At 73.8% G+C, this 13,616-nt stretch carries 12 protein-coding genes; 5 read left to right on the forward strand and 7 right to left on the reverse strand.

From position 1 onward, the window contains the following. Positions 1-103 precede the first annotated feature (103 nt). From ACZ6I1_RS27280 to ACZ6I1_RS27295, 4 genes are all read left to right on the forward strand, one after another. On the forward strand, positions 104-2,929 hold the full coding sequence (locus tag ACZ6I1_RS27280) for a SpoIIE family protein phosphatase (protein ID WP_469291555.1): 2,826 nt from the start codon (positions 104-106) through the stop codon (positions 2,927-2,929). A gap of 105 nt (positions 2,930-3,034) precedes the next feature. Beyond that, on the forward strand, positions 3,035-4,585 hold the full coding sequence (locus ACZ6I1_RS27285; protein WP_469291481.1) for a sugar ABC transporter ATP-binding protein: 1,551 nt from the start codon (positions 3,035-3,037) through the stop codon (positions 4,583-4,585). Continuing rightward, positions 4,582-5,619 carry an ABC transporter permease gene (locus ACZ6I1_RS27290; RefSeq protein ID WP_469291483.1) on the forward strand — a complete coding sequence of 346 codons (1,038 nt, stop codon included), beginning with the start codon at positions 4,582-4,584 and terminating at the stop codon, positions 5,617-5,619. The genes ACZ6I1_RS27285 and ACZ6I1_RS27290 overlap by 4 nt, the downstream gene beginning before the upstream one ends. A gap of 51 nt (positions 5,620-5,670) precedes the next feature. Then, positions 5,671-6,807 (forward strand): substrate-binding domain-containing protein, encoded by a 1,137-nt coding sequence (locus ACZ6I1_RS27295; RefSeq protein WP_469291485.1) that lies wholly within the window; start codon positions 5,671-5,673, stop codon positions 6,805-6,807. Between the two features lie 8 nt (positions 6,808-6,815). On the opposite strand, the gene ACZ6I1_RS27300 is transcribed toward ACZ6I1_RS27295, so the two are convergent. Then, on the reverse strand, positions 6,816-7,832 hold the full coding sequence (locus ACZ6I1_RS27300; protein WP_469291487.1) for an alpha/beta hydrolase: 1,017 nt from the start codon (positions 7,830-7,832) through the stop codon (positions 6,816-6,818). Between the two features lie 65 nt (positions 7,833-7,897). Next, positions 7,898-8,632, reverse strand: a complete 735-nt coding sequence (locus ACZ6I1_RS27305) for an SOS response-associated peptidase (RefSeq protein ID WP_469291489.1) — start codon at positions 8,630-8,632, stop codon at positions 7,898-7,900. Positions 8,633-8,742: 110 nt separating this feature from the next. On the opposite strand from ACZ6I1_RS27305, the gene ACZ6I1_RS27310 reads away from it, so the two are divergent. Next, positions 8,743-9,123 (forward strand): hypothetical protein, encoded by a 381-nt coding sequence (locus ACZ6I1_RS27310; RefSeq protein WP_469291491.1) that lies wholly within the window; start codon positions 8,743-8,745, stop codon positions 9,121-9,123. Here ACZ6I1_RS27310 and ACZ6I1_RS27315 read toward each other — a convergent pair. From ACZ6I1_RS27315 to ACZ6I1_RS27335, 5 genes are all read right to left on the reverse strand, one after another. After that, positions 9,110-10,528, reverse strand: a complete 1,419-nt coding sequence (locus ACZ6I1_RS27315; RefSeq protein WP_469291493.1) for an ATP-binding protein — start codon at positions 10,526-10,528, stop codon at positions 9,110-9,112. The two genes, ACZ6I1_RS27310 and ACZ6I1_RS27315, sit on opposite strands and share 14 nt — an antisense overlap. After that, the gene (locus tag ACZ6I1_RS27320; protein WP_469291495.1) at positions 10,525-11,265 is read right to left on the reverse strand and encodes a response regulator transcription factor; all 741 of its coding nucleotides are present in this window, start codon (positions 11,263-11,265) and stop codon (positions 10,525-10,527) included. The genes ACZ6I1_RS27315 and ACZ6I1_RS27320 overlap by 4 nt, the downstream gene beginning before the upstream one ends. A gap of 9 nt (positions 11,266-11,274) precedes the next feature. Further along, positions 11,275-11,862 (reverse strand): hypothetical protein, encoded by a 588-nt coding sequence (locus tag ACZ6I1_RS27325; protein WP_469291497.1) that lies wholly within the window; start codon positions 11,860-11,862, stop codon positions 11,275-11,277. Then, complete coding sequence (locus tag ACZ6I1_RS27330; RefSeq protein ID WP_469291499.1) at positions 11,859-12,626, reverse strand: thioredoxin family protein; 768 nt, start codon at positions 12,624-12,626, stop codon at positions 11,859-11,861. The genes ACZ6I1_RS27325 and ACZ6I1_RS27330 overlap by 4 nt, the downstream gene beginning before the upstream one ends. Before the next feature lie 312 nt (positions 12,627-12,938). Further along, positions 12,939-13,502, reverse strand: coding sequence for a hypothetical protein (locus tag ACZ6I1_RS27335; protein WP_469291500.1), 564 nt, complete (start codon positions 13,500-13,502; stop codon positions 12,939-12,941). Between the last annotated feature and the right edge of the window lie 114 nt (positions 13,503-13,616).

Consider the following 13,616-nt stretch of genomic DNA (forward strand, 5'->3'; position numbering starts at 1 on the left):
GGCCCCGTCTCCACCCTTCGCTGCTCCACCCCTCACCCGCAAAATGTGAGGAATATACTCAAATCGGGCGATCGAGAGCGTTCCGGTGAGGGAAGTGGTGCAGATGGGGGTCGTGGGCGAACGCATCGGCCCCGTACGTTCCCGTGACCGCTTCCTGCACGGCGAAGCGATCGAATCCGTCGAGGGGAGCGTGAGGAGTCCGATCCTGAGCTCCTGGCAGCGCAGCCTGCTGCTGGGGCTGTCGCCGGACCAGTCCGAGCTTCCCTTCACCGCCGACTTCGACGCGGACGGCCGGCTCGTCCGCGCCGCCCGCCCCGTGCTCGACCGGCTCCAATCCATCTTCTCGGGCAGCCGGATGAACATCTGCCTCGCCGACGGACACGGCACCGTGCTCGAACGCCGTTTCGGCGAGAAGTCGATGGTCAGGCATCTCGCCGCGATCCAGAGCGTCCCCGGGTTCGTCTTCGCCGAGCGGTTCGCCGGGACCAACGGCATCGGCCTCACCCTCGCGGAACGCCGGCTCTGCCAGGTCTACGGCGCCGAGCACTTCGCCGAGCGGTCCCAGTCGAGCGCCTGCACCGCGATCCCCGTGCGCGACCAGCTCAACGGGCACATCGAAGGCGTCCTGTGCCTCGGCTACCCCTACACGGATGCGGACCCGGCCCTGGTCCCCGTGGTGCGCAGGGCGGCCGAAGCCATCGAGAGACGGCTGATGGAGCAGAGTTCGGCGCGTGAACGCGGCCTGCTGCACGCGTACCTCGATGCCGAGAGCCGCGCCCGGACCGGCGAGGACGCCCGGAACGGGTACCCGATCGGCATGGACGAGCTGCTCCAGAGCGAGCTGGAGCAGAGCGACCGGATGACGCTCAAGGAGAAGGCCACGGAGCTGATGTCCGCGGCCCGGCGGGCCGCCGCCGAGGTGCCCCTCTCCCGCGGCCGCCGGGTCACGCTCGTGAGCCGTCCCGTGACGAGCACCTCCGGAGTGGAGGGCATGGTCATCGAGGTGCTCCTCCCCGACGAGTCGTCGGAGCGGCACGCCCCCGCGCCCGCCCACACGCCGGCCCCCGCCACCGCCCCACCGCCCGGGCCCCTTGCCCGCGGCGCAGCCGGCGCCCCCGGTCCGGCCCCGCCCCGCCCGACCGCACCCGGCACCGCCGACTCCGCCGACTCCGCCGACGGCATGGTCAGAGGGCTCGTGCTGGTGGGCGAGCCCGAGGTGGGAAAGTACGCCGTCGCGGCGCGCCGCCGCCTGGAGTTGCTGGCCGAGGCCAGCAACCGCATCGGCACCACCCTGGACGTCGGCCGCACCGCCCGGGAACTCGCCGAGATCGCGGTACCCCGCCTGGCGGACTTCGTCACCATCGACATGCCCGAGGCCGTGCTGCGCGGCGAGGAGTCCCCCCGCCCCACCACGCACATGCGCCGCACGGTGGTCCACGGCATCCGCGAGGACTGCCCCTTCTACCCGGTGGGCGAGCAGGTCGACCTGCGCCCGACCACCCCCCACATGCGCTGTCTGATCACCGGGCAGCCCGTACTGGAACCCGACCTGAAGACCGCCTTCGGCTGGATCGCCCAGGACCCCGAGCACGCCGAGCTGCTCCTCGCCCACACCATCCACTCCCTCATCACCGTCCCCCTGGTCGCCCGCGGCGTCCTCCTCGGCATCGCCGGCTTCTACCGTTCGCAGGACCCCGCCCCGTACGGCGACGACGACTGCTCGCTGGCCCAGGAGCTCGCCGCCCGCGCCGCCCTGTGCATCGACAACGCCCGCCGCTACACCCGTGAACACACCCTGGCCCTGTCCCTGCAGCGCAGCCTGCTCCCGCGCGGCCTCCCCGCACTGGACGCCGTCGAGGTCGCCCACCGCTATCTGCCCGCGGAGCACGGAGTGGGCGGCGACTGGTTCGACGTCATCCCCCTCTCCGGCACCCGCGTCGCCCTCCTCGTCGGCGACGTCGTCGGCCACGGACTGCACGCCGCCGCCACGATGGGCCGGCTGCGCACCGCCGCCCGCAACTTCGCCGAACTGGAACTCGCCCCCGACGAACTCCTCACCCACCTGGACAACCTCATGGTCCGCCTCGACCGCGAGGAGGGCGGGGAGGACAGGGACGACGGGGGCAGCGGGGGCGACGGCCATCCCCCCGCCGGCATCGTCGGCGCCACCTGCCTGTACGCCGTCTACGACCCCACCTCGCAGGAGTGCACCATGGCCCGCGCCGGCCACCCGCCGCCCGCGCTGGTCCGGTCCGACGGCACCGTGACGTTCCTCGACCTGCCCCCAGGACCCCCGCTCGGCATCGGCGGACTGCCCTTCGAGTCGGTCACGTTCCCCGTCCCCGAGAACAGCCAGCTGGTGCTGTTCACCGACGGACTCATCGAGGACCGGCACCGCGACATCGACCTCGCCCTCGACGACCTGCGCCGCGTACTCGCCCACCCGGACCGCGCCCCCGAGGAGACCTGCCGGGCGGTCCTCGGCGCGATGGCGCCCGAACACCCCGGCGACGACATCGCGCTCCTCGTCGCCCGTACCCACGCCGTACCCCCCGACCGGATCGCCACATGGGAGCTGCCCGCCGACCCCGCCCGGGTCTGCGACGTCCGCTCCGCCGCCGTGGACCAGCTGAGCCGGTGGGGCCTGGACGAGTCCGCCTTCGCCACGGAACTGCTGCTCAGCGAACTGGTCACGAACGCCGTCCGCTACGGCGCCGGACCCATCCGGGTACGCCTCATCCACGACCGCACGCTGATCTGCGAGGTGTACGACACCAGCAGCACGGCCCCGCGCATGCGCCATGCGGCGACCACCGACGAGGGCGGCCGCGGCCTGTTCCTCGTCGCGCAGCTCGCCCAGGCGTGGGGCACGCGCTACACCACCGACGGCAAGGTCATCTGGGCCGAATGCGCCCTGGCCGCGGCATGACCCGTATCGGCACCTCTGGGTGAGATACCGGAAATGCGCTGCATGTCCCCGTAGGATTCCCCGTGCAGTCGGGAAGAACTCGGAGGCCGACCCCCGGAGAAGTCTGTGCACGACGCTCCCGACACCTCGACGGGCCCGCCCTCGCGCTTCGGCGGTGAACCGCTCGTCCGCGTCCGCGGTCTGACCAAACGATTCGGCGGCACCCTGGCGCTGGCCTCGGTCGACCTCGACCTCCACCGGGGCAGTGTCCTCGCCCTGCTCGGTCCCAACGGTGCCGGGAAGTCCACGCTCATCAAGGTGCTCGCCGGGGTCCACCCCGCCGACGAGGGCGAAGTGACCGTGGCCGGACACCCGCTCGGCTCGCACGCCGCCACCCGGAACATGTCCTTCATCCACCAGGACCTCGGTCTCGTCGCGTGGATGACGGTGGCCGAGAACATCGCCCTGGGCACTGGCTATCCGCGCCGCCGGGGGCTGATCTCCTGGCGGCAGACCCGGGAGCGCTGCCGCGAGGCTCTCGCCCTCGTCGCCGGGCACCTGGACCCCGACACCCGGATCGCCGGCCTCGCCCCCGCCGAGCGCTCGCTGGTCGCCATCGCCCGCGCCCTCGCGACACGGGCCGAGCTGATCGTCCTCGACGAGCCGACCGCCACCCTCCCCGCAGCGGACTGCGCCCGGCTCTTCGGCGTTCTGCACGCCCTGCGCGACCGGGGGCACGGCATCCTCTACGTCAGCCACCGGCTCGACGAGGTGTACCGGGTCGCCGACACCTTCGCCGTCCTGCGCGACGGCCGCGTGGCCGACCGGGGTCCGCTCGCCGGCCACAGCCCGGCCCGTCTGGTGCACGCCGTCGCGGGCAGCGAACCGGCGGCCCGCGCACCGGCCGCGCGCCCGGCCGCCGGCCCGCCCCTCCTGAGCCTCGACGGGGTGCGGACCGCGTCCGCCGGGCCGGTCCGCCTGGACCTGCGCAGGGGTGAGGTCCTCGGCATGGTGGGCCTGACCGGCGCCGGCCACATGGAGCTGGGCCGCGCCCTCGCCGGTGCCCGGCCGATCCTCGCGGGGCGCGCGGTACTGGACGGGCGCCCGTACCGGCCGCGCACGGTCGCCGGCGCGCTGCGCTCCGGCGTCGGCTTCGTGGCGGGCAACCGCCAGGAGGAGGGCCTCGCCGCCGAACTGACCGTACGCGAGAACTTCCTGGCGAACCCCCGGGCGGCCGGCGTGCCGGGGTGGCAGTGGATCAGCCCGCGGCGCGAGCGCGCCGAGGCCGCCGCCCTGATCGACCGGTTCGCGGTGCGGCCCCGGGACAGCGAGGCGCCGATCGCCACCCTGTCCGGCGGCAACCAGCAGAAGGTCATGGTCGGCCGGTGGCTCCGGGGGAACCTGCGCCTGCTCGTCCTCGAAGAGCCGACCGCCAGCGTGGACGTCGGGGCCAAGGCCACGATCCACCGGCTGCTCGACGACGCGCTGTCCTCCGGCCTGGCGGTCCTGCTCCTGTCCACCGACTTCGAAGAGGTCGCGGGCGTCTGCCACCGCGCCCTGGTGTTCGTCCGCGGGACCGTGGCCGCCGAGCTGTCCGGCGCCGCCCTCACCGTCGCCGAACTGACCCGAACCGCCTCGGCCATGCCCCCCATCACCGGAGCTGCGACGAGCCGATGACCCCCACCCCCTCGCCCCGATCCGTACGCGGACGCCTGCGCGGGCACCACATCGGCGCCTACGGGCTCCCCGTGCTCGCCGCCCTCCTCTTCCTGGTGTTCTCGCTCGCCCTGCCGAAGACGTTTCCCACGCAGGACACCATCTCCTCGATCCTGTCCAACCAGTCCATCCCCGCCATCCTGGCGCTCGGTGCGACGATCCCCATCGCCACCGGCCGGTTCGACCTGTCCCTCGGCTACGGGCTGGGCCTGGCCCACGTGATGGTGATGCGGCTCATCGTCGACGGGGGCTGGCCCTGGCCGCTCGCCTGCCTCGTGGTCGTGTGCGCGGGGGCGCTGGTCGGCGCGCTCAACGGCGTGATCGTCGAATTCGGGCAGATCGACTCCTTCATCGCCACGCTCGGCACCGGCAGCATGATGTACGCGGTCACCGGCTGGATCACCGGGGGCGGCCGGATCGTGCCCGGACCGGACGGCCTGCCCTCCGCCTTCACCGGCCTCTACGACTCCCGCTTCCTCGGCCTTCCGGTGCCCGCCTTCTACGTCCTGGCCCTCGCGGCCGTGCTCTGGGTGGTCCTGGAGCGGCTGCCGCTGGGCCGGTACCTGTACGTCATCGGCTCCAGCCCGCGCGCCGCCGGCATCATCGGCATCCCCACCCGCACCTACTCCGTCTACGCCTTCGCCGGATCGGGCCTCGTCGTCGGCTTCGCCGGCGTCCTGCTCGCCGCACAGCAGCAGACCGGCAATCCGAGCGTCGGGCTGGACTACCTGCTGCCCGCCTTCGTCGGCGCCCTGCTGGGGTCCACCACGATCAGGCCCGGCCGCGCCAACGCCCTCGGCACCGTCGTGGCCGTCGCCGTCCTCGCCGTCGGCCTCGCCGGGATCGGGCAGCTCGGCGCGGAGTTCTGGGCCACGCCGCTGTTCAACGGCGGCACGCTGCTCATCGCGGTCGGCCTGGCCGGGTACTCGGCGCGCCGCCGGCTGCGCACCGGCCGAAGACAGCCACCCCCGGAACCCGTCCGGAACACGTCGTGAGCACGTTGTGAGCACGCCGTACGCGTACCCGCGTCAGGAGCACCGAGCACCGTGTACCCGAACCGCACCACCCACCGCACCGCCGCAGCCCTGCTGATCGCGGCCGCCGCCCTCGCCTCGGGCTGCGCGCCCGGCCCGCCGGCGGGCAGCGGCCCGTCCCCCGCCGGCTGTCCCGGCACCCTCGAGCGGGCCGAGGCGGCCGTGCGGCAGGCCGAGCACACCGACGCCTCCTGGCGCGGGCCCACCGGCGGGCCCGCGGCGGTGCCCGGCAAGACCGTCGTCTACGTGGCGCAGACCATGACCAACCCCGGCGTCGCGGGCGTCGCGAAGGGCGTCGAGGAGGCCGCGAAGGCCATCGGCTGGCAGGTCCGGGTGATCGACGGGGAGGGCACGCCCGCCGGCATCCAGGCAGCGCTCAGCCAGGCCGTCACGCTCAAGCCCGCGGGCATCGTCATCGGCGGTTTCGATCCCCGTCTGACCTCGCAGCAGATGGCGCGGGCCGAAGCGGCACGGATCCCGGTGATCGGCTGGCACGCCGTGGCCTCCCCCGGCCCGAGCGAGGATCCCCGGCTGTTCACGAACGTCACCACGAGGGTGGAGGACGTGGCGAGGATCAGCGCGGACTGGGTCATCGCCCGGTCCGGCGGGAACGCCGGGGTCGTCCTGTTCACCGACGACTCGATCCCGTTCGCCAGGAACAAGGCCGAACTGATCCGGCGGGAGCTCGCCACGTGTTCCGGCGTACGGGTCCTGTCGTACGAGAACATCCCGATCCCCGATGCCGGCAGCCGTACCCCGCAGGCGGTCTCCTCGCTCCTGTCCCGCTTCCAGGACGCGTGGACGTACTCCGTGGCCATCAACGACCTCTACTTCGCCGATGCCGCCCCCGCCCTGCGCGCGGCCGGCAAGCCGGGCTCCGGACCGCCCTTCAACATCGGTGCGGGCGACGGCGACGCCTCCGCCTTCCAGCGCATCACCAGCAGGCAGTTCCAGGCGGCCACCGTGCCGGAGCCGCTGAACGAGCAGGGCTGGCAGATCGTCGACGAGTTCAACCGCGCCTTCGCCGGCCGGCCCGCCAGCGGCTACGTCGCGCCCGTCCACATCGCCGTGGCCGGGAACAGTGCCGGCGCCACGTTCTGGGATCCGTCCGGCTACCGCGAGGCGTACCGGACGATCTGGGGCACGTGACGCCCTGCTCATCCGCCCGGTCGGCGTGTGAGGAGGCGCCGGAGCCAGCGGGTACGGGCCTCGCGGGCGTCCCGGCTGATCGCGGCCTGCGGTGCGAAGGTGTCGAAGGCGTGGCAGGCGCCGGGCCATACGTGCAGTTCGGCCTGGCCCCCGGCCTGCCAGATCGCCTGGGCGTAGGCGACGTCCTCGTCCCTGAAGGTCTCGGCCGATCCGACGTCGATGTAGGCCGGGGGCAGCCCGGACAGGTCCGTGGCGCGGGCGGGAGCCGCGTAGGGCGGCAGGTCCGCGGCGCCGTACCGGTCGCCCAGCAGCGCCTGCCACGCGGTGGCGTTGGAGGTGCGGTCCCAGGTGTCGGTGCCGGCCATCTGGTGGCTGGAGAAGGTGTCGCCCCGGTCGTCGAGCATCGGACACAGGAGCAGTTGCCCGATCGGTGCGGGGCCGCCCCGGTCGCGGGTGAGCAGGGCGAGTGCCGCGGCCAGGCCGCCGCCGGCGCTTTTGCCTCCGATGATGAAGCGGTCCCGGTCGATGTCCAGTTCGGCCGCGTGCCCGGCCGCCCAGACGAGTCCGGCGTAGCAGTCCTCCAGTGGTACGGGGTACTGGGTCTGCGGGGCCAGCGGGTACTCGACGGAGATGACGGCCAGCCCCAGCGGGAGAGCCCATTCGCCGAGCAGCCGCGGCAGGACGGACCACGCGTTGCCGGAGATCATTCCGCCGCCGTGCAGGTAGTACAGCAGCGGCAGCGGCCCGGTGAGCCCGGCGGGCCGCGCGCTCACCAGCGTGACCTCCCGCCCTCGCGAAGCTGCCGGCACCCGTAGCTCCTCCACCGCGAACCGGCCGTCCGCCCGCAGGTCCCGGACCGTCGGCCTGGGCCGGGTCGCGGCATCCCGCCCTTGCCGGGCCGCGAGGTTCTCCGGGGTCAGCGGCTCCCGCGGCCCGTCCCCCAAAGCCGCCAGTGCCAGCGCCAGTTCGGGGTCGAGCGGGGGCGCTGCGCCGGCCCCCGGGCCCGGCCCGGGCTCTGACGGCATGCCAGGAGGGAAGGCGCGTACGAGATCCATGCGGCCCAGTCAACCACCCGCACCTGCCGACGCCGTCAGGAACCGGCGGGGTCGAGGAGGTGCGGGCCGTTGTTGCGGACGCTGTTGACCGCGGTCGATACCGCCGTCACCTCGAGGCGGCCGTCGGCCGGGGTGTGCAGGAGGGCGCGGAGGCCGGCGGGGTCCTGGTGGGCGGGGTCGAGCCAGGTGTCGTAGTCGGCGGGGTCGAGGGCCAGCGGCATGCGGGGGTGGACCCGGCCCGCCCGGTCGGTGGCCTCGGTGGTGATGATCGTGGCCGTGGTCAGCCAGGCCGACGGATCGTCGTCGTCCTTGACGGCCGGGTCGCGCCAGAACTCGTACAGCCCGGCCATCGCCATCACCCCCGCGTCCTCGGGGCGGATGAAGTACGGCTGCTTGTACGCCTTCGCGGAACCGGTCGCGGGCACGGCGACCCATTCGTAGAAGCCGTCGGCGGGGAGCAGGCACCGCCGGCGGGTGAACGCGCGCCGGTACGCCGGCTTCTCATGCACGGTCTCCACGCGGGCGTTGATCATGCGTGAGCCCACCGAGGGGTCCTTCGCCCAGGACGGCACGAGCCCCCACCGGACCGGCCGCAGCCGGCGCGCCACCTCCCCGGTACCGCGGTCGGCGCGTTCCAGGACCGCCCACACGTCGTCGGTCGGGGCGACGTTCCAGGACGGCTCCAGCGCCTCGGCGCCGGGTTCCCGCTCGGCGCCGAAGAGCCCCGCGAGGTCCTCCGGGGCCCGGGAAGAAGCGTAACGACCGCACATGCCCACACTCTCCCACGCCGGCCTCCTCATGCGGCCCCGATAATGGCACCGCGCCGCGCATCGGTCCGAGAGCCGGGCAACGAGACACGAGAGACGAGAGACGAAGAACCATGACGCTGAAGGAAGGCCAGCGGGTGAAGCTGGCGTCGGACACCCGGCTGACCGGTGCGGCGGTGACCGAGGACGCGCCGGGGGCCGTGGCCGGGTTCCTGTCGCTGGCAGCGGGCACCGAGGGCACCTTGGAGCGGGTGGTCGAGCACCGGCACCAGAGCGAGGGGGTCCGCGAGTACGAGCGGCTGAAGTCGCTGCTCGACTCCTTCGGCCACGACATGCCCGCCGAGAGCAGGAAGCAGCTCGAGGAGAAGGTCGCCTCCCTGGAGCCGGAGTGGACCGCCTACCAGGAACGCGGGCCGGTGGTCACGGTCCGGGTGCGCTTCGACAACGGGTTCATCCTCGACGAGGCGCAGGAGGACCTCTTCACGTCCGCCTGAGGGCCCGCGGCCATCCCGTACGCCGCCGGGAGACGCGCGGCCCGCGCCCGGACGGCAGGGGCGGAGCGAGGGCGAACACCACGGTGATGTGCGCGCCGCCGCGGGGGCCGTGTGCGATGCGCAGGGAGCCGCCGGTGACGGCCGCGGCCCTGCGGGCGATGTCGAGGCCGAGCCCCGACGAGCCGGTGCTGCTGCCGCGGGACAGGGCCCGGTCCGGATCCGGGATGCCCGGACCGGCGTCGTCCACGACCAGCTCCACGGCCTGTGCGGTGCGGACGACGCGGACGCCGAAGGGGGTTCCGGAGGCGGTGTGGCGGAAGACGTTCCCGATGAGCGCGTCCACCACGGCGGCGACATCGTCGTCGGAGAGGCCGACGGCCGAGGGCTCCTGCGTGAGGTCGAGGGAGAAGGGCCTGCTCTGCTGCTCCGCCAGCACCGCCCAGAAGGCGGTGCGGCGGCGGACGACGTCGGCCGCCTCGCAGCGGGGTCCGTACGGTCCCCCGCCGGCGGCGTGGTGGCCCGCGCCCGGTTCGGCGTCCGTGCCGAGCAGCCCCTGGCCCATGGGTCCCACGGCGAGCGGGGTGCGCGCGGCGGTGATGATGGCCTGGAGTTCCGCTTCCAGTTCGCCCACCGCCGCCTCGACCCTGGCCGATTCCGGTGAGCCCGCCATGCGCTCCGAGGCCAGGTGCAGGGCGGTCAGCGGGGTGCGCAGCCGGTGCGACAGGTCGGCGACCAGTTCGCGTTCGACGGCGAGCAGTTCGGTCATCCGGTGGGCCATGGCGTTGAAGGCGACGCCCGCGTCGCGCAGTTCCTTGGGGCCCATCGGGTCCACGCGGGCGTCCAGGTTGCCCTGGCCCAGCGCGTGGGAAGCGTGCGCGAGTCGCTTGGAGGACCTGACGACCTTCGCGCCGAGACGGTCGGCGACCAGCACGGAACCGCCGATCAGCCCCACGGCGAGGAGGAGCATGACCGCCCAGGAGGCCTTGACCCCGCGGCTCAGTTCCGCTTCGGGGACGAAGTTCTCGATGACGGCGACCCGGTCGCCGGGCAGCACCACCGGCTGCAGGCAGATCCAGCCGCCGGGGATCTGCTGGGAGATCGACTCGCGTCCCCGCTGCGCCCGTTCGAGCAGTGCCGCGGGGGCCCGGGAGCTGCCGAGGGCGGGGGCGTCGGGCAGGTGGACGACCAGGTGCTCGGTCGCGTCCAGACTGGCGGCGGATTCCTGCAGGGCGGACGGGTCCGTGGTCAGCGTCAGTACGGGGGCCAGGGCGGCGGCCCGCTGCTCGGCCGCGGTGACGCTCTGCTCTTTGACCAGGGACATCACCAGTGCGGCCAGCGGTATGAGGAAGGAGAGGGCGACCATGGACGTGACGGCGAGCGCCACTCCGGCCAGTGAGCGTCTCAACGCGGCGCCACCAGCTTGATGCCGACGCCGCGGACCGTCAGCAGGTAGCGGGGGGCCGCCGCGCGTTCGCCGAGCTTGCGGCGCAGGGACGACAGGTGCACGTCGACGGTCTGGTCGTCGACGTACGGCTCGCGCCAGACCTCGGTGAGCAGCCGCCGCTTGGAGACGACCTGGCCGGTGTGGTGGGCGAGGAAGGCCAGCAGGTCGAACTCCCGGCGGGTGAGGCGGAGCTCGCGGCCGGCCAGGTGCGCGGTGCGCGCGCCGGGGTCCACGGTCAGCTCGCCCACGGTGGTGGCGTGCAGCGGTGCGGCTGCCGGCGCCGGGCGCGCACCCTGACCGGTGGGCGCGGCGTGGGAGGCGTGGGCGGGGGGAAGGTGGCTGGTGCGCCGGAGGACGGCGGAGAGGCGTGCGATGAGCTGTCCCCCGGAGAAGGGCTTGACCAGGTAGTCGTCGGCGCCGGCGTTGAGGAGCTTGATGATCTCCGTCTCGTCGTCGCGGGCGGTGGCCACCAGTACGGGAACGGAGGATATGCCGCGGATCATGCGCAGTGCGTCTCCTCCGTCCAGATCGGGCAGCCCCAGGTCGAGTACGACGGCGTCGACGGACACCTGGGTGATCTCGCGCAGGGCGCCGAACCCGTCGCCGGTGCTGCGTACGGCGTATCCGTGCTCCGCCAGGACCTCTATCAGGGACTGGCGGATGCTGGGGTCGTCTTCCACGACCAGGACGCTGGGCATGGGCACACCCTAAGTGAACGCCCGTTCCTGGTCCTCGGCGAAGGCCGGGCCGTCGGCGGTGACGCGCAGGCGCACGGGGCGGTCGGAGACCGGGATGGTGCAGCCTTGCTGCGCACTGCAGCTGGCGTACCCGAGCAGGACCGTCGCCTCCCCGTCGCCGTCGGCGCGTACGGGCAGTGTGAGGGTGACGGGTCCGTCCGGGTAGACGGGGACGGGGGCGTCGACACCGGCCACGCTGATCGTCCGTACCTCCGCGGCGGCCGTCGGTGGCCCGTCCGCCCGCAGGGCGCCGGTGACGTCCATGGCGGTCGGTCGGCCCACGCCCTCGATCCCGGTGGCCGGCAGGTCGGTGCTGTAGAGGTGGAAGCCCTTCTCCTCGGGGGCGAAGACCGCGGTCAGCGTGCCCCTGGGGGCGTGCCATGCGGACACCGAGAGCGTGACGGTGACCCCGTTCTCGGTGAAGCGGAGCGTGGGCGCGGCGCCGCCCCCCGGGGGCCGGCCGCCGCATGCGGCGAGTGCGGCCAGGGAGAGCACGGCGGCCGCCACACGGGCCTTCGCGGAATGCCGCACGGCACGGGCCGGGAGCGGTCCTGTCATGACGCCCACCGGCGCAGGAAGGAGTTGATCCCGTCGGAGGTCAGGGCGGGGTTGCCGGTGGCGTGGGTATCGGTGCGGACCGTACCGGACGGTGTGACGACGATCAGGACGGGCATCTTGTACGTGCCGCCCGAGGGGCTGTACGTGCGCAGGAGCGCCGAGTTGGCGGTGCTGTCGCCGCCGATGTCGATCTTGACCAGGTGGTACGAGGCTGCGAGGATCGCCGCCGTCTGCGGCTGGGCGAACACCTTGTCGGCCGCCTTGCAGTTGCCGCACCAGTTGGCGCCGAAGTCGAGCAGCACCATCCTCCCGTCCGCCTTGGCCGCGCTCAGGGCGGCGTCGATCTGCTTCTGCGCATCGGCCGAACTGTCGTAGCCGGGCCCGGGTATACGGGCCGGCGCGGGCGCGGCCGACGTGCGGGGCGGCTTGGGGGCGGCCGGAGCGGTCCGGGTGCCCGAGGGGGTCGGCGAGCCGGCCGGGGCGCCGGCGGTCGCCGACGGCGAGGCCGGGGCCGTCGGGGACGCCTCGGCGGTCGGCGAGGCCGACGCCGGCTCCGTCCCGGCGGGCAGCGACTGCGACGACGGTGCGACCGCGGACGGCGAGGCCGCCCCGACGGGCTGCCCGGACGGCCCGCAGGCGACGGTCAGCCCCGCGGCGGCCACGGCCGCGGCGAGCAGCGGCAGGCGCACCCCCGGGAGCGCCGTGGAGCGGGGCTGCGCCGTGCGGCGGCCGGCGGGGACGGGTCGGAGTATGCGAGAACTCATGGCGAAGACACTCCAAGGCACGGTTCGTCTGCGGGAACGGCGCATGCGCGTCCCGGCTCGGTGAAGCCGGCGGTCCGACGGTCGCGGGGGCAGTACGCCCGGGCGACGCCGGGGGCCGCTCGGCTGACGCGAGCTTAGGACCGCGGCGGGCCACCGGAACCCGTTGCGCGTGATCTTGAGGTTCCCCTAAGGAAGGGCTCACCTTCCGCTTCGCCGGAGCTCGGGTGACGAACCGGCACAGGCCGGCGAAACGGGCAAAGGGAACGTGCGAGTCGCGTGGTGCGGATCGGCCGAAGCGGCCGGCGTGTCCGCTCAGAAGGAGGTCTCGCGGACGCTCGCCTTCGCCGTGGGGTCGATCGTCGCCGTGATGACCGAGCGGTGGTCCGCGCTGGTGAAGGTGACCGTCAGGGTGTCGTCCGCGGTCTGTGAGGTGGTGGCCTTGAACCCGCGGGCGGGGACCGCGGAGATCAGGCACACGCCGCGGCTCCCGTACCGCACCGTGACCTTGCCGCCCTGCGAGGGGACGGTGTGCAGGCCCGGTCCGCCGTCCTCGCAGTCGACGGGGGCCTTCGGCGCGGTGGCCCGCGGGGCTCCGGTAGAGGCCTTCACGGGGGTGGTCACCGAAGCGGAGGGGGCCGGTCGACCGGTCGGCGTGGGCGAGGCCTCGGGGGACGCGCTCGCGGACGCCGGGCCCGGGGACTGTCCGTGGCCCGCCTGCCACGCCGGCGGCGAGTCGAACACCATCGGGGCGGACCGCGCCACGGGAGGCGTATGCCGGGTCGAGCCGACCACGAACTGGACCGTGCCGAGCACGGCGGTCACGCTGGCGGCCGTACAGGACAGCCATAGGAGCAGGTAGCGCGGAATTCGAGGCACGGCCCCATAGTGGCCGACGCGCCGGGCCGCCCGTCACCGCCTCCCCCGGGAGCCCGCGGGCGGACGCCGGCGCCCTCCTGGCCCGCGTTCGGGTCGGAGGGCGTGCGGCGCTCG

It is taken from the genome of Streptomyces sp. NPDC046303 (assembly GCF_055588085.1).